Below are 18,721 nucleotides of genomic sequence, written 5' to 3'. Positions count from 1 at the left end.
TTTCATGTAGGCTCGTCCCGATCTTTTTCCAACCCGGATCCAAAGACGAGGACAGCCGCCATGCGGAATGATACCGCACCCCGGTCCCTGCTCCAGCCCATGACCGCGGGCTTCCTGGCCGCCCTCGTCGGGTTCGGCAGCGCCTTCCCGATCGTCCTCCAAGGCCTCTCCGCCGTCGGCGCCTCCCCCGCCCAGGCCGCGTCCGGCCTGCTGGCGCTGTGCATCGTGACCGGGCTGCTGGGCGCCGCGCACAGCATCGCGACCCGGCAGCCGATCAGCATCGCGTGGTCGACGCCGGGCGCCGCCCTGCTGATCGCGACCGGCGTGCCGGAAGGCGGCTTCCCCGCGGCGGTCGGCGCCTTCATCGTCGCGGGAGGCCTGGTGGTGATCGCCGGCCTGTGGCGGCCGTTCGGCCGCGCCGTCGTCGCGATCCCCATGGGCCTCGCCAGCGCCATGCTTGCCGGCGTGCTGCTCGACCTCTGCCTGGCGCCGGTCCGGGCGGTCGGCGCGCTGCCGGAACTGGCGCTCCCGATCGTCGTCACCTGGGCGCTGGGCTGGCGCTTCGCCCGGCTCTACGCGGTGCCGCTGGCCGTGCTGGTCGCCGTCCTGATCATCCTGATCGCCACCCCGATACCCGAGGGGGCGCTGGCCGACATCTGGCCGAACCCGGTTCTCGTGATGCCGGAATTCACCCTGCCGGCGGTGGTAAGCATCGCGGTGCCCCTGTTCATCGTCACCATGGCGTCGCAGAACGTGCCGGGCCTCGCGGTGCTGCGCGGCAACGGCTACCGGCCGGAGGTTGCCCCGGTGTTCGTCTCGACCGGGCTGTTCGGCGCGGCCTCGGCCCTGTTCGGCGGCCACGCGGTCAACCTCGCCGCCATCACCGCGGCGCTCTGCGCCGGACCGGAGGCCCACCCCGACCCGGCGCGCCGCTATCTCGCCCCCGTCGCGGCCGGTGTCGCCTATGTCCTGCTGGGCCTGTTCGCCGGCTTCGCCGCGTCCTTCATCGCCGCCTCCCCGCCTCTGCTGATCCAGGCTGTCGCCGGACTCGCCCTGCTCTCCAGCCTCGCGGGCGCCCTGGCCGGCGCCCTCGGCCGCGACGACGAGCGCCTGCCCGCGGTCGTGACCTTCGTCACGACGGCGTCAGGCGTCGGCTTCTTCGGGATCGGCTCCGCCTTCTGGGGCCTGGTGGCCGGCGGACTGCTCCTCGCCCTGGGGCGGAGCGGGGCGGTCCGCTAGGGGGCGGAGGCCGGACCGCCGCATCAGGGTCCCGCGATAGACCCTGCGGGGCTTGCCGTCGCCGAACAGGCCGTCCAGGGAGGTGACGGCCAGCGCCTTGCGGAAGAGCGCATCCATCGCCTCCGGGGCGGTCCGGCGCACCCGGGCCTGAAGGTCCGGAGGAACCGTCCCGAACTGCGACTCCAGATAGAACAGGATGGCGTCCGCCTTGCCCCTGGCCATTCCCTGGAGCAGCCCCTCCTCGCGGCCCTTCGCGAGCCCCTCGGCGATGCCCTCGGTCCTGCCCTGGCTGAGCCATTCCTTCGCAGCGAGCGATATCAAGTTCCCCTCCCGATCCGGCCTGACCCTGCGCGCCACCCTGGTCAGAAGCTCGACCGTGATGGCTGGAAACGCCCGGATCATATAGCGGATGACCTGCTCTTCAAAGACCGTCCCCTCGCGCAGTTCCGCAAGCAACGCGGCCAGCAGGGGTTCCGGGTCGCCGGGGCGGGAGACATGCTTCAACGCCCGCAGCCCGGCCCGCACCTCCGCGTCCGAGGACAGCTCCGAGTCGGGAACCGGCCCGACGTCGCACAGCAGGTAGCCCATGTCGCCGGCGAGCTGGCGAAGGTCCTCGTCGGCGTCCACGCAGCCGATGATCGAGGTCGGGACCGTCCAGGGCCGGCGTCCGTGATAGAAGACCAAGGTAATGATCGGCGGCAGCCGCAGCCTGCCGTCGGGACCGATCGTGCCGACGCGGCGCCAGATGTCCACCCGGTATCCCAGCACCTGGACCGGCGTCCAGGGGAAGGGCGAGCTCTTGTGCTCGACCAGGGCATGGAGCAGCAGGGTCCCGGCGTCGCGCAGCGCCAGCCCGTACAGCCGGTCGCTCTGGGTCGGGTTCAGCTCCGGGTCGACGAAGCTGCCGTCGAGCAGCACCGGCGGCTCGTCCGCCAGCCGGCTCACGATGTCGGCCGGAAGATAGTCGCGGATCAGGATGCCCGCGCGGCGGGGATCGTCCAGGAGGGCGCGGAACAGCGCGTCGTGCGGAGCGGACATGGAAGCCGAATACCATGGCAGGAGGCGGGCACCGGGCACGTGACCCGATGCCCGCCCCCGACGCCATGCGGCATGGTGTCAGGCCGGGCGGAAGCCCCGCCGGGCGCCTACCGCACCTTGCCCTGCTTCCAGGCCTCCAGCAGCTGCTCGTAGGCGACCGTCTCGCCCTTGGGCTTCTCGTCGGCCAGCTTCGGCTTCGGCGCGCCGGGCTGGTCGAACCAGTACTGGGCGTCCTGGACCTTGTTCAGCTTCGGACCGCAGTCGCCCTGGACGTTGGCCCGCTCGAGCCGCGCCAGCACGGCGTCCTGGGCCTCCGCCAGGCTGTCCATCGCCTGCTGCGGGGTCTTCTCGCCCGTCACCGCCTCGGCGACGTTCTGCCACCACAGCTGCGCCAGCTTCGGATAGTCAGGGACGTTGGTGCCGGTCGGAGTCCAGGACACGCGCGCCGGGCTGCGGTAGAACTCGACCAGCCCGCCCAGCTTGGGCGCCATGTCGGTCATCGCCTGGGTCTGAAGGTCCGACTCGCGGATCGGGGTCAGGCCGACCATGGTCTTCTTCAGGGAGGTGGATTTCGCCACGGTGAACTGGGCGTACAGCCAGGCCGCCTTGCGGCGGTCGACCGGGGTGCTCTTCAGAAGCGTCCAGGAGCCGGCGTCCTGGTAGCCCAGCTTCATCCCCTCTTCCCAATAGGAGCCGTGGGGCGACGGTGCCATGCGCCACTTGGGCGTGCCGTCGGCGTTGACCACGGGCAGGCCCGGCTTGGTCATGTCGGCGGTGAAGGCGGTGTACCAGAAGATCTGCTGCGCGATGTTGCCCTGCGCCGGGACCGGCCCGGCCTCGGAGAAGGTCATGCCGCCGGCCTCGGGGGGCGCGTATTTCTTCAGCCAGTCGATGTACTTGGTCAGCGCGTAGACCGAGGCCGGCCCGTTGGTGTCGCCGCCGCGGGTCACGCTGGAGCCCGCCGGGTTGCAGCCCTCGACCCGGATGCCCCACTCGTCCACCGGAACGCCGTTGGGGATGCCCTTGTCGCCGGCCCCCGCCATGCTCAGCCACGCGTCGGTGAAGCGCCAGCCCAGCGACGGGTCCTTCTTGCCGTAGTCCATGTGGCCGTAGACCCGGACGCCGTCGATGGTCTTCACGTCGTTGGTGAAGAAGTCGGCGATGTCCTCGTAGGCGGACCAGTTGACCGGCACGCCCAGCTCGTAACCGTACTTGGCCTTGAATTTCTCCTTCAGGTCCGGCCGCGCGAACCAGTCCGCGCGGAACCAGTAGAGGTTGGCGAACTGCTGGTCGGGCAGCTGGTACAGCTTGCCGTCGGGGGCGGTGGTGAAGCTCTTGCCGATGAAGTCGTCGATGTCCAGGGTCGGCAGGGTGACGTCCTTGCCCTCGCCCGCCATCCAGTCGCTCAGCGCCACCGCCTGACCGTAGCGGAAATGGGTCCCGATCAGGTCGCTGTCGTTGACATAGGCGTCATACACGTTGCGCCCCGACTGCATCTGGGTCTGCAGCTTCTCGATGACGTCGCCTTCCTGGATCAGGTCGTGCTTCAGCTTGATCCCGGTGATCTCGCTGAAGGCGCGGGCCAGGGTCTTCGCCTCGTACTCATGGGTCGTGATGGTCTCGGACACGACCGAGTTCTCCATCCCGCGGAACGGTTCGGCCGCCTTGATGAACCACTCCATCTCCTTCAGCTGCTCCTCCTTGGAGAGGCTGGAGGGCTGGAACTCCTGGTCGATCCAGCGCTGGGCCGCGTTCAGCTGGTCGGCGGTCTGGGCCAGCGCCGGCAGGGCCGTCAGGGCCAGGGCGGACGCCAGCACCGTGCCGGCCATCAGGGTTCTTCGCACCGTCTTCGTCATCGTTTCCTCCGAACCGTTCTTGGTTGTTGTCGTCACGATCGGGCCCTGCTCCCGGGGACCTCGCCGGGGTCGGGCATTCACCCGAACCTCATGACCACCGCCATCCACAGCAGCGACAGGCCGAACGCGATCCACAGGTTCAGGTCGGTGAAGCCGATGAAGGCGAGGTGGATATAGGCGCTGCCCAGCAGGCCGATGAACAGGCGGTCGCCGCGCGTCGTCGGCATCGGCAGGAGGCCCCGCCGCTCGACCGAGGGCGACACCGCCTGCCACGCCGTCATGCCCGCCAGGATCAGCGCGATGCCGGCGAAGAAGGCGGCGGTCGGCCCGGTCCAGGCCATCCATTCCAGTTCCGTCGCGAAGTCCATGGCCGCTCCTCAGACCCGGCCCAGGGCGAAGCCCTTGGCGATGTAGTTTCGGACGAACCAGATCACCAGCGCGCCGGGCACGATGGTCAGCACCCCGGCCGCCGCCAGCAGGCCCCAGTCCATGCCGGCGGCGCTGACCGTGCGGGTCATGGTGGCGGCGATCGGCTTGGCGTCCACGCTGGTCAGGGTGCGGGCGAGCAGCAGCTCGACCCACGAGAACATGAAGCAGAAGAAGGCCGTCACCCCGATCCCGGCGCGGATCAGCGGCAGGAAGATCGTCAGGAAGAACCGCGGGAATCCGTAGCCGTCGATATAGGCGGTCTCGTCGATCTCGCGCGGGACGCCGGACATGAAGCCTTCCAGGATCCAGACCGCCAGCGGCACGTTGAACAGGCAATGGGCCAGCGCCACGGCGATGTGGGTGTCGATCAGCCCGAAGGTCGAGTAGAGCTGGAAGAACGGCAGCAGGAACACCGCCGGCGGCGCCATGCGGTTGGTCAGCAGCCAGAAGAACATGTGCTTGTCGCCCAGGAACCGGTAGCGCGAGAAGGCGTAGGCCGCCGGCAGCGCCACGGCGAGCGAGATCACCGTGTTCAGCGCCACGTACTGGATCGAGTTGATGTAGCCCGTGTACCAGGACGGGTCGGTGAAGATCGTGACGTAGTTGGCGAAGGTGACCGTCTGCGGGAACAGGCTGAACCCGCTCAGGATCTCCTGGTTCGGCTTCACCGACATGGCGAGCAGCCAGTAGATCGGCAGCAGCAGGAAGACGAAATACACGATCAGCCCGACATGGCGCTTCCTGAAGCCGGAACCGGAATGCTTGCCCCGGGCGCTCATCGCGCATCCTCCCGGTCGGTGTGGGTGATGTAGGTGTAGAAGATCCAGGACAGCAGCAGGATCACCAGGAAATAGATCAGCGAGAAGGCCGCCGCCGGCCCCAGGTCGAACTGCCCGACCGCGATCTGCGCCAGGAACTGGCTCAGGAAGGTGGTGGCGTTGCCGGGGCCGCCCCCGGTCAGCACGAAGGGCTCGGTATAGATCATGAAGCTGTCCATGAAGCGCAGCAGGATCGCGATGGTCAGCACCCGCCGCAGCTTGGGCAGCTGGATGTAGCGGAACACCGCCCAGGCGGACGCGCCGTCGATCCTGGCCGCCTGGTAGAAGGCCTCCGGGATCGACCGCAGGCCGGCGAAGCACAGCAGGATCACCAGGGGCGTCCAGTGCCAGACGTCCATGATCAGCACGGTCAGCCAGGCGTCGAACGCGTCGGCGGTATAGTTGTAGGGAATGCCGATGCCGTTCACCGCCACGCCCGCCAGCCCGATGTCCGGCCGGGCGTAGAGCTGCCAGATCGTGCCGACCACGTTCCAGGGGATCAGCAGCGGCAGCGCCACCAGCACCAGGCACAGGGACGACCGCCAGCCCCTGGCCGGCAGGGTCAGGGCCACCGCGATGCCCAGCGGGATCTGGATCAGCAGCACGCAGCCGGAGAAGACGAGCTGGCGCAGGAAGGCGCCGTGCAGCCGCCCGTCGTTCAGCACCTGCTCGAACCATTCGGTCCCGACGAAGACCCGCTGGAACGGCCCCAGGATGTCCTGGACCGAATAGTTCACCACGGTCATCAGCGGGATGATCGCGCTGATCGCGACGATCAGGAAGACCGGCAGCACCAGCAGCCAGGCCTTGTTGTCATGGGGGCGGTTGTCCATCGCGGCCTCTCTCCCGTCAGGCGACCAGCCGGCCGTCGGCATAGAGCCGGGTGCGGTCGGGCGGGAAGGTCAGCCAGCCGCGCTCGGCCGGGACCGGGGCGTCCTCGTGCAGCTTGGCCTTGACCTGATGGCGGCCCAGCCTCGCCGTGACGATCTTGAAGTTGCCCAGGTCCTCGACCAGGGCGATCTCCACCGGCAGGGCGCCGTTCGCCGGGGACGCGCCGACCCGCAGGTGCTCCGGCCGGATGCCGATCTCCAGCGGAACGCCGCGGTGCGGCGCGTGCTCGATCACCGACCGGGCCAGCGGGATGCTTACGTCGTCCACGACGGCGGCGCCGCCCTCGAACCGGCAGGGCAGGAAGTTCATGCCCGGGCTGCCGATGAAATATCCCACGAAGGTGTGGGCCGGCACCTCGAACAGTTGCTGCGGCGTGCCCAGTTGCATGACCCGGCCGTCATACATCACAGCGACCTGCTCGGCGAAGGTCAGCGCCTCGTTCTGGTCGTGGGTGACATAGATCAGGCTCAGCCGGAACCGCTCGTGGATCTGCTTGAGCTTCCGGCGCAGCAGCCATTTCAGCTGCGGGTCGATCACGGTCAGCGGCTCGTCGAACAGGATCGCCGCCACGTCGCTGCGGACCAGACCGCGGCCCAGCGAGATCTTCTGCTTCCGGTCGGCGGTCAGCCCGCGCGCCCGCCGGCCCAGGTCGGCCGACAGCTCCAGCATGTCGGCGACCTCCTCGACCCGGGCGCGCACCTCGCGCTCCGCGACCTTTCGGTTGCGCAGGGGAAAGGCCAGGTTGTCGAACACCGTCATGGTGTCGTAGATCACCGGGAACTGGAACACCTGGGCGATGTTGCGCTCCTGCGGCGGCAGGGCGGTCACGTCGCGGCCGTCGAACAGCACCTGCCCCTCGCTCGGGACCAGCAGGCCGGAGATGATGTTCAGCAGGGTGGTCTTGCCGCAGCCGCTCGGTCCCAGCAGCGCATAGGCGCCGCCGTCCTCCCAGACATGCTGCATCGGCTTCAGCGCATAGTCGGCGTCCCCCCCGGGGTCGGGCCGGTATGAGTGGGCGAGGCCGCGCAGTTCGATCCGTGCCATGGGTCTTCCCCTCCGCCCTATTCCGCCGCCATGCCCAGCCGGGGCCGCGGCGGCGCCGCGACCAGCCGGCCGTCGGCCCCGAAGGCGAACAGCCGGCGGGCATTGATCCAGGCGGTGACCGGCTCGCCCAGCGTCAGGCTGTGGACCCCCTCCTGCTGCACGACCCAGGCGAACCCCCGGCCCCGGACATGGATGAAGGTCTCCGACCCGCTGATCTCGGCCAGTTCGACCGTGCCCGGGACCGGGATATCGTCCTCATGCTCCCGGAACACCGAGAGATGGTTCGCCCGCACGCCGAACCGGTAGCGGCCGTGGGGCAGGTCGGCCAGATGACCCGCCGCCGGCACCCGGATGCCGTCGGCCAGCAGCACGCCCGTCCCGTCGACCACGCCGTCCACCTGGTTCAGCGGCGGATCGCTGAACACCTGCCCGACCCGGAGCGACGACGGGTTGTGGTAGACCTCGACTGTCGGCCCGGTCTGGATCAGCCGGCCCTCGTGCAGCACGGCGATGGTGCCGCCGAGCATCAGCGCCTCCAGCGGCTCCGTGGTGGCATAGACGACGATGGAGCGGTGCCGCCTGAAGATCTCGCGCATCTCGGTGCGCAGCTCCTCCCGCAGCTTGTAGTCCAGGTTGACCAGCGGCTCGTCCAGCAGCAGGAGTCCGGCTTCCTTGACCAGCGCGCGGGCGATCGCGGTGCGCTGCTGCTGGCCGCCGCTCAGCTCGGCCGGCAGGCGTCCCAGAAGTCCGTCGATATGCATGATGGCCGCCGCCTCGCGCACCTTGCGGTCGACCTCGGCCTTGGGCAGGCCCGCCAGCTTCAGCGGGGAGGCGATGTTGTCGTAGACAGTGAAGGAGGGGTAGTTGACGAACTGCTGGTAGACCATCGCCACGTCGCGGGTCCGCACGGACTGGCCGGTCACGTCCCTGCCCTGCCAGACGACGCGCCCGCCGCTCGGCCGGTCAAGCCCGGCCATCAGGCGCATCAGCGACGTCTTGCCGGCGAGCGTCGGCCCGAACAGCACGTTGAGCGATGCCGGCTCCAGCGCCAGGGATATGTCCTGCAGGTGGGTCTCACCGCCGACGACGCGGGAAATCCGGTCGAGCACCAGGGTCATCGACGCCCGGTCCGGTCCTGGGACACGCGGAAAACCGGGACGCACCCGTCACGGCACATGGTCAGCCATCCTCCCCAATCCTCCCCTCTAGAGCCCGGCGCGGCGCCGGTGCGGAGAGTTCTTATAGTTTGATACAGGGAGGTTATGCGGACTGCCCGTGTTTTTGCAAACGAAAATTTCGGGTTCAGATTGTTCTTAAACGAACATGATTCCGGTCAAGATGATCGAAAAGGAACATACCGTGCATAGATGTCGCCGGAACCGTCGGCCGGGCGGCGGCTTTCCAGCCACCGGGCGATCCCCGCCTGGTCGACCCAGTCCGCGAACAGCAGGCGCCGCTCCTCGCCGAGCGCGACGTTGTACCGGTGCGTCCCCAGGTCCGCCAGCCGCTCCAGGCAGGAGAGCGCACGATCCGGCGTTTCGGGAATGAACTCGAACGACAGGCACTCGACCGGCCGGGACAGCCCGTCGAGCACCGCCCGCTCGAAGCCCTCCACGTCGATCTTGCAGAACCGCGGCACGCCATGGAGTCCGATCAGCGCGTCCAGGGTCGTCACCTCCACGGTGACCCGCTCCTCCCAGCGCTCGCCGGGGAAGCGCGGCGACGCCGCCACCTCGGCGGCCCAGTCCGCCGACAGGGTGGACAGCGTGGGATTGCGCCGGTTGATCAGCAGCTCGGCGCTGCCCGGCGCGGCGCCCAGCGCGGCGCGGACCAGCGTCACCGAAGGGTCGCGGCCGTGGAGGCGGCCTAGCACCGTGGCCAGATGAGGCTGGGGCTCGACCGCCACGACCCGGGCACCCAGGTCGCGCCACGCCCGCACCCGGTCGCCCAGATGCGCCCCGATGTCGAAGGCAAGATCGCCGGGACCGAGAAAACGGCCGTAGAACGCCCTGGACCGCCGCCGCCGCAGGGGGTTGGCGCGGTAGATCAGCGCCGACCGGACGACGCCGTAGGCCTTCAGGAGTGAATTCGGCCGGAGTGTCAAGGGGAGCGTCCTGTTTTCCGGGTATGCCAGCGCCTGCGTCACCAAGATAGGGAAGCGCCGCCGGGTTGCCAGGACCGTCGCGGAAGAGGCGCCGCGCGTGAATCTTCCGCGACCGAACAGATCTCGAACGAGATCGGCGGCATCCAGTCCATCTCGGGCGAGGTCGTCGCGGCGCTCGACACGGTTCGCGAAGCCATCGCGACGGTCCGCGAATACGTGACCGTCAGGGCTTCCGCGGTCGAGGAGCAGAGCTTTGTCACCCAGTGCATGTCGGCCAACATGCAGAGCGCGTCCCGTGCCGTGACCGTCGTTTCATCCGACATCCGGGAGATCTCCCCGATCGTTCATCAGGCGGCGCATGCGGTGTCCAAGACGAAGGGGACCGCCGGCGTGCCGGTTCAGCGAAGAATTGTCGCAGGCCGCCATATCGCCGCGTATTTCAGGCATGGTGCCTGCCGGGCACCAATTTGCGCGAGACATGGCGATGATGGGATCGATCGGTTCACGAGTGCTCGGCCTTGCCATGTGCATCGCCGCTTTCGTCGCGGCGGCGCTGACCGCCGCCACCTTCCTCCGCCTCGACCGCATGATCGACGCGGATGACGGCGAAAGGCTGGAAAACGCGTACCGCGCCTTCGTCTCCACCCTGGATTATCGGGCGGAGGAGAGCGAGATCCTTGTCTCCTACCTGGCCCGGATGACCGACACGGTACGCCTCGTCCGCGACCGCGACCGCGACGGCTTGGTGGCGCTGCTGAAGCAGCCGTTCGAAGCGAACCGCGCCGCCACGGGCATCAGCCAGATGCATGTCCATACGGCCGACGTCAGGTCCCTGCTGCGCGTCAACCAGATCGAGAAGTGGGGAGACGACCTGACCGCGATCCGCCCGATGCTGGTGGAGGTCAACCGATCCCGCAAGCCGTTGCGCGGGCTGGAAGGCGGCGTGTTCGGCCTGGCGATCCGCGGCGTGGTGCCGGTCCTCGACTCGGACGGCAACCCCGTCGGATCGATGGAGGCCGGCACCTTCCTGGACGACGCCCTGCTGAAGCGCGCGGCGGATCCCGACATCCATTACGCCGTCTTCGTGAACACGCCGGAGGGGATGAAGCGCCTGGCCGCGACCTACGACGGCGCCGAACCGCTGGCTCCCGGGGAGGCGCTGCACGCCGCCGGGCGCGGCGAACGGGCGGTGGCCCGGACCTCCCGGGGCGGCATCCCCTACTCCCTGGCCGCCGAACCGCTGCGGGACTATTCGGGGCGGGTGATCGGCGCGGTGGAAGTGGCGCACGACCGGACCGCGGCGATCGCCGCGTCGCGCGACGCGCTGATCGAGTCGGCCGCCATCGGCCTGGGCATGCTGGCGCTGGCCGCCCTGGCGGCGGTGCTGGTGGGCCGCCGGCTGGTCGCGCCGATCGACAGCCTGACCCGGACCATGGGCCTGCTGGTCGAGGGCCGCACGGACGTCGAGGTCGGCTACCGCAGCCGGCGGGACGAGATCGGGGCCATGGCCCGGGCGGTGGAGACGTTCCGCGGGAGCCGGGAGAGGATCGACCGGATGATGGCCGAGGAACGGCTCCAGATCGAGCAGAGGCAGCGCCGGACGGAACGGCGCGACGGCTGCATCGCGGGTTTCGAGCAGTCGATGAGTTCGGTCTCGGCGGCCCTGTCGGCCGCGGCCCGGCAGATCGGCGAACGCTCGGACCGGCTGGGCGCCGTCGCCGAGCGGACGGCGGCCTCCGCCTCCACCGTGGCGGCGGCGGCGGCCCGGTCGACCGCCGGGGTCGAGGCGGTCGCCGCCGCGGCGGAGGAATTGTCCGCCTCGATCCAGGACATCGTCCGGCAGGTCACGGAATCCTCGTCGATCGCCCGGGAGTCGGTCGAGGAGGCCGAGCGGACCAACGCGACGGTGGCGGGACTGGCCGACGCCGCCGACCGGATCGGCGAGGTGGTCGCGCTGATCAACTCGATCGCCGCGCAGACCAATCTCCTGGCGCTGAACGCGACCATCGAGGCGGCCCGGGCGGGCGAGGCCGGCAAGGGCTTCGCCGTCGTCGCATCGGAGGTCAAGAACCTGGCCAACCAGACCGCCAAGGCCACCGAGGACATCTCCCTCCAGATCGCGGCCCTGCAGCAGGTCGCGGGCGAGGCGGCGGGAGCCATCGGCGGGATCGGCGGCACGATCCGGCGCATCGCCGCCATCGTCACCTCGATCGCCGCGGCGGTCGACCAGCAGGAAGCGAGCACCCGGGAGATCGCCCGCAACGTGACCCAGGTGAACGACGGCACCCGCGTGGTCACCGAGCAGGCCGGCGGCACCCTGGGCAATGCCCGGGAAGCCAGCGGCCTGGCGGAGGACGGCCGGGCCGACGTGGCCGCCCTCGCGCTCCAGACGGACGCCCTGCGCAGCCATGTCGACGACTTCATCCGGGATATGCGCGCGGCCTGACGGCGGCCGGCGGCGGCCCGCATCTTTCACGGTTCCAAGGAACCCGGCGGCGATTTCGCGGTTCATTCTTCAGGGGCCGCGGAGGGCCCCCGGGAGCAGGCCGAAGCCCAATGCTTGGTTAATTTCACGTAAAAGGAACTGGACCAAAAAAGCGGCAACTGTTCGGAGTCGCAAAAACGGCATAGGGCTTCATTTTACCCCTACCAACCGCACCGGTGTTGCACCACTCTAATTGGCAACGAAGGAGAGGATACATGGAAATCGCTCTGATAGCTTTGATCACCTCTGTCGCCGTTGCCGGCTGCTACGCCGCCGCCAGCGCGCCGCGTCCGGTTCCCGTGCGGGTCCGTTCCAACCGGCGCAACCAGCGCCGCTGATCCCTCACCCCGCATCCGCTTGACGGGATCCGGGCAGGAGTGTCCGACCCGGACGGCGCGTCCGGGCCGAAACCCCGTTCGAACTGACGGCCGGTCACCGATCGAGATCGTTGATCGCCCGGTCCAGTTCGAATTCCTTCGAGGAGACATAGGTCTCCATGCCGCCCAGGCGCCGTTCCATCTCCCGGAACTTGTGCTTGAGCCCGGCGATGGTGACATCGGGCTTGGTCGCCACCGTGCGCCAGAAGTCCTCCTCCTCCCGGCTGGCATAGACCCGCGCGGGCTTGTTCTTGAGCACCAGCGCAGCCAGCAGGTAGGCGCCGACCACGGGCATGGTGAAGAAGATCCCGCCCAGCGCCACCCCGAGGCGGACGAGGAAGACGTCCACCCCGAAGTAGTCGGCCAGTCCGGCGCAGACGCCGAGCAGCTTTCCCCGTTCCCGGTCCCGGTAGAGCCGGTGCGGGTTGGGCGAGGCGAAGGGCGATTCGGGCCAGCTCATTGTCGGCTCCTCCATCCCGGCGCCTCGGAATCCAGGATCTTCTCCAGGCTGACGATCCGGTTCTCCATCCTGCCGGCACTCTCCCAGAGTTCGGCCAGCGTCCGTTCATCCTCGGCGGACAGCCCGCGGGCCGACCGCCACTTGGTGACGTAGTGGAAGATGATCCAGAGCGGTGCCACGATGGTCAGGAACAGCACCGCCAGGACGAAAACGCCCCCGCCACCCATGGCTCAGCCCGCCACCGGCTTGGAGTTGTGCAGGCGGGCCTTCAGGTCGGCCAGCTCCTGCTCCACCTTGGACGAGGCCTCCAGGTCGGAGAACTCCTCGGCCAGGGTCTTCTTGCGGCCGAGATCGAAAGCCTCGACCCGCCCTTCCATCTCGTCCAGGTTCCGCTCGACCTGCTCGAACCGGGCGAACGCCTCGTTGATCCGGTCGTCGTGGATCTGGCTGTTGACCTTCAGACGGCTGGCCGCCGACTTCTGGCGCAGCACGATGGCCTTTTCCCGCTTCTTGGCGTCCGTCAGCTTCTCCTGGAGCCGGCTGATGTCCTCGCTGCTCTTGGCCAGCGCCTCCTCGATATGGACGAGCTGGTGCTGAAGCGCCTCGATCTGCTCGGCGATCTTCGACTTGGCGACCAGCGCGCCCTTGGCGAGGTCCTCGCGGTCGCGCGACAGGGCCAGCTCGGCCTTGCGCTGCCAGTCCTCCAGCTCGCGGTTCAGGGTGACGAGGCGGCGCTCGATCTCCTTGCGCTCGGCGATGGTCTTGACGGTGCTGGAGCGGACCTCGACCAGCGTGTCCTCCATCTCCTGGATCACCAGGCGGATCAGCTTCTCGGGGTCCTCGGCGCGGTCGAGGATCGCGTTGAGGTTGGAATTGATGATGTCGGTCAGGCGCGAAAAGATGCCCATGATGGCTTGTCCCGTCCTATGGTCTGTCTGTTGGGGAATGGTCGGTTCGGCGTCCGGTCAGCCTACGAAGGCGCCCAGGATCACGCCGGCGGCGAAGAACACCCAGGTCTCGGTCGAGCGGGTGCGCAGATAGTCGAGGAAGCGCTCGCCGGTGCTCCGGCTGGACCGGGCCGTGTTCCGATAGTTGCTCCGGTAACGCGCGTAATCCTGCATGGCAGTCTCCAAGGGGAACGGTCTTGATATGCGCCTCATGTATTGCACCCCCTGTGCCAACCCGATGACGCGACCGTAAGTCTTTGATAAGACTGAAAAGATGGAAAGCGCCTGCCGCCCGCCCCCTGGAACCCGGGAGGATGCTCGCCATATATCGGCGGGAAAGATCACTTCTTGGCGAAATCCACCGCATGGCGAGACCTTCCCCCGACCTGCCGGCCCTGATGGGCGAATCCCCCGCCTTCCAGGCGATGCTGGAGCACGTCTCCAAGGCGGCTCCGCTGGACAAGCCGACGCTGGTCATCGGCGAGCGCGGCACCGGCAAGGAGCTGGTGGCGGCCCGCCTGCACTATCTGTCCAGGCGGTGGGACCGTGCGTTCGTCAAGCTGAACTGCGGCGCGCTGGCCGAGTCGCTGCTGGAGAGCGAGCTGTTCGGCCACGAGGCCGGCGCCTTCACCGGCGCCGTGCGGCGCCATGTCGGCCGGTTCGAGCTGGCCGACGACGGCACCCTGTTCCTGGACGAGATCGCCAACGCCCCGCCGGCCGTCCAGGAGAAGATGCTGCGCGTCATCGAGTACGGCGAGTTCGAGCGGGTCGGCGGCAGCCAGACCCTGGCGACCGACGTCCGCCTGATCGGGGCCACCAACGCCGATCTCCCGGCGCTCGCGGCGGAGGGGAAGTTCCGCGCCGACCTGCTGGACCGGCTGAGCTTCGACGTCATCACGATCCCGCCGCTTCGCGCCCGGCGGGAGGACATCCCCCTGCTGGCCGAGCATTTCGCCGTCGCCATGGCCCGCGAACTGGGGCGGCCCTATTTCCCCGGCTTCACCGACCGCGCCCTCGCGCAGTTGCTGGCCCACCCCTGGCCGGGCAATGTCCGCGAGCTGAAGAACACGGTGGAACGCACCGTCTATCGGTCCGAGCGGCCCGACCGGCCGGTCGACGCGGTGGTGCTCGATCCCTTCGCCTCGCCCTGGCGGCCGGCACCGCCAGTGCCTTCCTCCCCTCCGGTCCCGGCCTCCGGCCCCGCTCCGCCGGAACCGGGCTCCTTTCCGGATGCCGTGCGCGCCTTCGAGATCGGGCTCCTGAAGGGGGCCCTGGAGCGCAACCAGTTCAACCAGAAGCGGGCGGCCGCGGATCTCGGCCTCCGCTATCACCAGTTCCGCGGCCACCTGCGCAAATACGGCCTGTCGGAAGACCGGTCGTCCTGAGCGCCGCCGCGGCAAGGACGGCACGCGGTGCGACACCGCGGCCAGCGGCAGCACGACGCGTCCGACGGGAGTCTTGATCGATATCAAACCCCGGCCGGGACGGATCTGTTACGAATTCGTATTATGCCGATTCGCATATGCCTTGCCGCCGTGGTCGCCTTGCTGACCGCCGTCCTGACCGCCGCCACGGGAAGCGCCCTGGCCCGGCCGATGCTGCTGATTTCGACGGAGAACGGCCCCGACCACGTGCAGACCCTGATCGTCCGCCGCTTCGTCGACCGGGTGCGCGACTGCTGCGCCGACCGCATCGACGTCGACCACCGGTTCGGCGGCGAACTCTACCGCGACCGCGACGTGCTGGCTGCCCTGGTCCAGGGCAAGATCGGCATGGCGGTCGCCGGGACTTGGCAACTCGACCAGGTGGCTCCCGACACCGGCGCCTTCATGCTGCCGGTCTTCTACGGGCGCACCGCGGAAGAGGCGGCGCTGGTCCAGGACGGCCCGGCGGTGGAGGCGATGAACGGCCAGATCGAGGAGGGCCTGGGCGCCATCGTTCTCGGCCGCTGGATCGGGCTCGGCTTCGCCCATGTCTTCACCACCCGGACGGCGGTCGCCGACGTGGACGACCTCGCCGGGTTGCGCATCCGGTCCCCGGGCGGGGTGGCGAACGCCTGGCGACTCGCGGCGCTCGGCGCCGAACCCGTCACGATAGCCTGGAACGACCTGCCCCGCGCGCTGGCGGAGGACAGGGTGGACGGGCTGATCACCACCTTCGCCACGCTCGACAGCGTCCCGCTGTGGACCCGGGGCGTGCGATTCGCGCTGGAGGACCGCCAATATTTCTCCCATTACGTCCCTCTGGTGTCGGATTAACCTCTGGCGGCAGCTGGACGACGCGATCCGCCGCGACCTGCGCACCGCCTGGGAAATCGGCGTCGAGGAAGGGCGCGCCCTGGCGGCCCGGGCCCAGGCGGACGCCCGGAGCCGCGCCCTCGCGGCGGGCGTCCGGATCGCCGTCCCCACCCCGGAAAGGGCCGCGGCCGTGCGGGCCCGGCTGATAACCGGGCAGGCGGCCGTGGCGCTCCGGTCCGGGATCGACCGGCTCGCCCTCGACCGCATCACCGCGGGACTGAAGGAATGACCATGACCGACGGCCCGCCCAAGGGGCGGCAGCGAACCGGCCCGCCCCTCCATGTCCTGTCGCCCCTGGCCGGAGCGACGATCTTCGCCGGCGCGACCATCGGGCTGGTGATCGCGCTCCTGGTCGTCGGCCTGTGGAAGGACCGCATGGATCGGCTGGCCTAGGTCCGTTCGGAAGCGGAGACCCGCGCGATCCTGCTGGCCCAGCACGCCGACGGGGTCCTTCGCCAGGTCGACATCGCCCTCGCCGCCGCCGCGTTCAACCTGGAGGAGCAGGCCCCGGAGGGAACCCGGGCGGAGCTCCGCGATCCCCTCCAGCGATTCATGGCCCGCCACCTGCCGACCGGCGGCTGCCTGGTGATCTTCGGTCCCGACGGCGGCATCCGCTCCTCCGCCTGCCCGAGGTCGGCCGACCTCGCGCTCGACGCCGCCACGCTGCGGGACCATGCCGGCGGCCGGATCACCGGCAGCATGGGCCACGACCATGTGCTGGGGCTGATCGCCCTCCGGCGTTCGATACTCGACCGGCGGGGGCGCTTCCTGGGCATCGCCCAGGCGAGTTTCCAGGCGGTGGCGCTGCTGGGATACGGCCACACCGCCGGCGTCGAGCATGTGGAGATCCTGGCGCTGGCCGACGGCGACATCGTGGTCGGGCCCTCCGACATGTTCGCCGGGCAGCGGCAGGACGTCGCGGACGACGCGGTCGCCCTGATCGGCGGCGGAAGTCGCGGTGCCGGCGCCATCCAGGTCGCCGAACGGGACGGCCTGATCGCCGCGGCGGCCCAGACCCGCGTCCTGCCGCTCCTGGCGATCGCGGCGACCCGGACGGGGGAGACGCTGGCCGCCTGGTGGCGCACCGTGACGATCGCGGCCCTGATCGTGGGCGTCCTGGCCGCCGGCGCGCTGCTGCTGCTGGCCCGGCTGTTCCACATCGAGCGGTCGCGGTCGGACGCCATCTCCGAATTGCGGCTCAAGGACCATGCCCTGGCCCAGTCGAGCAACGGCATCCTGATCTGCCGGGCCGGTACCGACACCCCGATCGCCTGGGTCAACCACGCTTTCGAGCGGAACACCGGCTACACGTCCGCCGAAGTGGTCGGCAGGAATCCCCGCTTCATGCACGGGGCGGAAATAGCGCAGCCGGCGCTCGAGGAGATCCGCCGGGCGCTGCGCGACAGCATGCCGGTGGTCGCGACGGTGCGCAATTTCCGCAAGGACGGCTCGCCGTTCTACAACCAGGTCAGCATCGCGCCGGTCTGCGACGACGACGGCCGGCTGACCCACTTCATCGGCATCCAGCACGACGTGACCGACCGCATCCTGGCCGAACGGGCGCTGGAGGACCGCGCCCGGTTCGAGCACACCCTGCTCGACACCATTCCCCTGCCGGTCTTCTTCAAGGACATGGACGGCGTCTATCTCGGCGCCAACCGGGCGTTCGAGCAGGCCCTCGGCCTGGAACGGGGCGGCATCCGGGGACTGCGCGTCACCGACATCGCCGATCCCGAGATCGCCGAGATCTATGCCGAGGTCGACCGCGACCTGCGCATGCACGGCGGCTCCCGGACCTTCGAGACCAAGGTCCGCTACGCCGACGGCAGCCTCCGCGCCGCCGTCATCAGCAAGGCGGTGTTCCTCAACGCGGCCTCCCAGCGGGCCGGGATCATCGGCGTGTTCAGCGATATCGACGAGATCAGGCGGCGCGAGGCCGAACTGGCGAACCTGGTCGACCAGCGCGACCGGGAACGGGCCCGCGCCGAGGAGGCGAACCGGGCGAAGTCCAACTTCCTGGCCTGCATGAGCCACGAGCTGCGGACGCCGCTCAACGCGATCCTGGGCTTTTCCGAGATCATCCGGGAACGGAGCTTCGGCGACGACCTAGACCGCTACGCCGAGTATGCCGGCGACATCCACGCCAGCGGCGAGCATCTCCTGTCGCTGATCAACGACATCCTGGACCTGTCCAAGATCGAGGCGGGCAAGCTCGACCTGGCCCCGAACTCCCTCGCGATCGGGCCGGTGGTGAACTCGGTGATCAAGCTGGTCCGCCAGCGCGCGGAGGATCACGGCCACTCCCTCCACGTCGATCTCGGCGACGCCGCGGAGGAGCAGCTCTACGCGGACGAGCGGGCGGTCAAGCAGATCCTGTTCAATCTCCTGTCCAACGCCATCAAGTTCACCCCGGATCGCGGCCGGATAGACCTGGCCTGCCGGCTGCAAGCGGGAAGCCGGATGGAGCTGTCCGTCTCCGATACCGGCATCGGCATCCCCGCCGACCGCCTGCTGACGGTGCTCCAGCCGTTCGAACGGATCGACAGCGCCTATACCCGCGGGCAGGAAGGGACGGGGCTGGGGCTCTCGCTGGTCGACGCCCTGGTCAAGGGGCATGGCGGTACCCTGGCCATCGACAGCACGGTCGACGTGGGGACCCGCGTCCGCGTAACGCTGCCGACCGTCAAGCAGGCCTCCGGCATGGCCGCGTGACGGAATGCAGCTGTCCGCCTACCC

The 18,721-nt window shown here is 69.2% G+C and carries 20 protein-coding genes; 7 read left to right on the top strand and 13 right to left on the bottom strand.

Translation table 11 applies throughout. The features are described 5' to 3' along the window. Positions 1-60 precede the first annotated feature (60 nt). Positions 61-1,239, top strand: a complete 1,179-nt coding sequence (locus tag IGS68_RS01435) for a benzoate/H(+) symporter BenE family transporter (protein WP_201076785.1) — start codon at positions 61-63, stop codon at positions 1,237-1,239. Here the strand turns inward: IGS68_RS01435 and IGS68_RS01430 are convergent. The 9 genes from IGS68_RS01430 to IGS68_RS01390 all read right to left on the bottom strand — a co-directional run bounded on the left by IGS68_RS01430 (position 1,144) and on the right by IGS68_RS01390 (position 9,742). Further along, on the bottom strand, positions 1,144-2,277 hold the full coding sequence (locus IGS68_RS01430; protein ID WP_201076784.1) for an Rpn family recombination-promoting nuclease/putative transposase: 1,134 nt from the start codon (positions 2,275-2,277) through the stop codon (positions 1,144-1,146). The genes IGS68_RS01435 and IGS68_RS01430 overlap by 96 nt on opposite strands. Before the next feature lie 107 nt (positions 2,278-2,384). Beyond that, on the bottom strand, positions 2,385-4,133 hold the full coding sequence (locus IGS68_RS01425) for an ABC transporter substrate-binding protein (protein ID WP_201076782.1): 1,749 nt from the start codon (positions 4,131-4,133) through the stop codon (positions 2,385-2,387). A 77-nt stretch (positions 4,134-4,210) separates the two neighbouring features. After that, on the bottom strand, positions 4,211-4,501 hold the full coding sequence (locus IGS68_RS01420; RefSeq protein WP_247881119.1) for a DUF2160 domain-containing protein: 291 nt from the start codon (positions 4,499-4,501) through the stop codon (positions 4,211-4,213). 9 nt (positions 4,502-4,510) lie between these two features. Next, complete coding sequence (locus tag IGS68_RS01415; RefSeq protein ID WP_201076781.1) at positions 4,511-5,341, bottom strand: carbohydrate ABC transporter permease; 831 nt, start codon at positions 5,339-5,341, stop codon at positions 4,511-4,513. Then, positions 5,338-6,213, bottom strand: a complete 876-nt coding sequence (locus IGS68_RS01410) for a carbohydrate ABC transporter permease (RefSeq protein ID WP_201076780.1) — start codon at positions 6,211-6,213, stop codon at positions 5,338-5,340. The genes IGS68_RS01415 and IGS68_RS01410 overlap by 4 nt, the downstream gene beginning before the upstream one ends. Positions 6,214-6,229: 16 nt before the next feature. Continuing rightward, entirely contained in the window at positions 6,230-7,315 is a 1,086-nt protein-coding gene (locus tag IGS68_RS01405) for an ABC transporter ATP-binding protein (protein WP_201076779.1), read from the bottom strand. 17 nt (positions 7,316-7,332) lie between these two features. Beyond that, positions 7,333-8,433, bottom strand: coding sequence for an ABC transporter ATP-binding protein (locus IGS68_RS01400; protein WP_201076778.1), 1,101 nt, complete (start codon positions 8,431-8,433; stop codon positions 7,333-7,335). A gap of 215 nt (positions 8,434-8,648) precedes the next feature. Then, positions 8,649-9,419, bottom strand: a complete 771-nt coding sequence (locus tag IGS68_RS01395) for an FkbM family methyltransferase (RefSeq protein ID WP_201076777.1) — start codon at positions 9,417-9,419, stop codon at positions 8,649-8,651. Between the two features lie 38 nt (positions 9,420-9,457). Then, entirely contained in the window at positions 9,458-9,742 is a 285-nt protein-coding gene (locus IGS68_RS01390) for a hypothetical protein (RefSeq protein WP_201076776.1), read from the bottom strand. 161 nt (positions 9,743-9,903) lie between these two features. On the opposite strand from IGS68_RS01390, the gene IGS68_RS01385 reads away from it, so the two are divergent. Together IGS68_RS01385 and IGS68_RS35880 are read left to right on the top strand one after the other, a co-directional pair. After that, complete coding sequence (locus IGS68_RS01385; protein ID WP_201076774.1) at positions 9,904-11,865, top strand: methyl-accepting chemotaxis protein; 1,962 nt, start codon at positions 9,904-9,906, stop codon at positions 11,863-11,865. Positions 11,866-12,119: 254 nt separating this feature from the next. Beyond that, complete coding sequence (locus IGS68_RS35880) at positions 12,120-12,242, top strand: hypothetical protein (RefSeq protein WP_256445748.1); 123 nt, start codon at positions 12,120-12,122, stop codon at positions 12,240-12,242. A 94-nt stretch (positions 12,243-12,336) separates the two neighbouring features. On the opposite strand, the gene pspC is transcribed toward IGS68_RS35880, so the two are convergent. From pspC to IGS68_RS01365, 4 genes are read right to left on the bottom strand one after another with little or no spacing between them, the layout of a single operon-like run. Beyond that, positions 12,337-12,741, bottom strand: coding sequence for an envelope stress response membrane protein PspC (gene pspC, locus IGS68_RS01380; RefSeq protein ID WP_201076772.1), 405 nt, complete (start codon positions 12,739-12,741; stop codon positions 12,337-12,339). Beyond that, a complete protein-coding gene (pspB, locus tag IGS68_RS01375; protein WP_201076771.1) occupies positions 12,738-12,968 on the bottom strand; it encodes an envelope stress response membrane protein PspB in 231 nt (76 codons plus the stop codon). Before pspB ends, pspC begins: the two co-directional genes overlap by 4 nt. 3 nt (positions 12,969-12,971) lie before the next feature. Continuing rightward, entirely contained in the window at positions 12,972-13,649 is a 678-nt protein-coding gene (pspA, locus tag IGS68_RS01370; protein WP_201076770.1) for a phage shock protein PspA, read from the bottom strand. Positions 13,650-13,706: 57 nt separating this feature from the next. After that, positions 13,707-13,862, bottom strand: a complete 156-nt coding sequence (locus IGS68_RS01365) for a hypothetical protein (protein WP_201076769.1) — start codon at positions 13,860-13,862, stop codon at positions 13,707-13,709. A gap of 191 nt (positions 13,863-14,053) precedes the next feature. Between IGS68_RS01365 and pspF the strand changes: the two genes are divergently transcribed. From pspF to IGS68_RS01345, 4 genes are all read left to right on the top strand, one after another. Continuing rightward, the gene (gene pspF, locus IGS68_RS01360; RefSeq protein WP_201076768.1) at positions 14,054-15,073 is read left to right on the top strand and encodes a phage shock protein operon transcriptional activator; all 1,020 of its coding nucleotides are present in this window, start codon (positions 14,054-14,056) and stop codon (positions 15,071-15,073) included. Positions 15,074-15,196: 123 nt separating this feature from the next. Beyond that, the gene (dctP, locus tag IGS68_RS01355; protein WP_201076767.1) at positions 15,197-15,946 is read left to right on the top strand and encodes a TRAP transporter substrate-binding protein DctP; all 750 of its coding nucleotides are present in this window, start codon (positions 15,197-15,199) and stop codon (positions 15,944-15,946) included. A gap of 264 nt (positions 15,947-16,210) precedes the next feature. Further along, positions 16,211-16,378, top strand: a complete 168-nt coding sequence (locus tag IGS68_RS01350; protein ID WP_201076766.1) for a hypothetical protein — start codon at positions 16,211-16,213, stop codon at positions 16,376-16,378. 159 nt (positions 16,379-16,537) lie between these two features. Then, a complete protein-coding gene (locus IGS68_RS01345) occupies positions 16,538-18,697 on the top strand; it encodes a sensor histidine kinase (RefSeq protein ID WP_201076765.1) in 2,160 nt (719 codons plus the stop codon). Positions 18,698-18,721: the final 24 nt, after the last annotated feature.

Source organism: Skermanella sp. TT6 (assembly GCF_016653635.2).
Taxonomy (GTDB): domain Bacteria; phylum Pseudomonadota; class Alphaproteobacteria; order Azospirillales; family Azospirillaceae; genus Skermanella; species Skermanella cutis.
The sequence above is the reverse complement of the archived record's forward strand: the minus strand, read 5'-3'. Positions and strand labels throughout refer to the sequence as shown.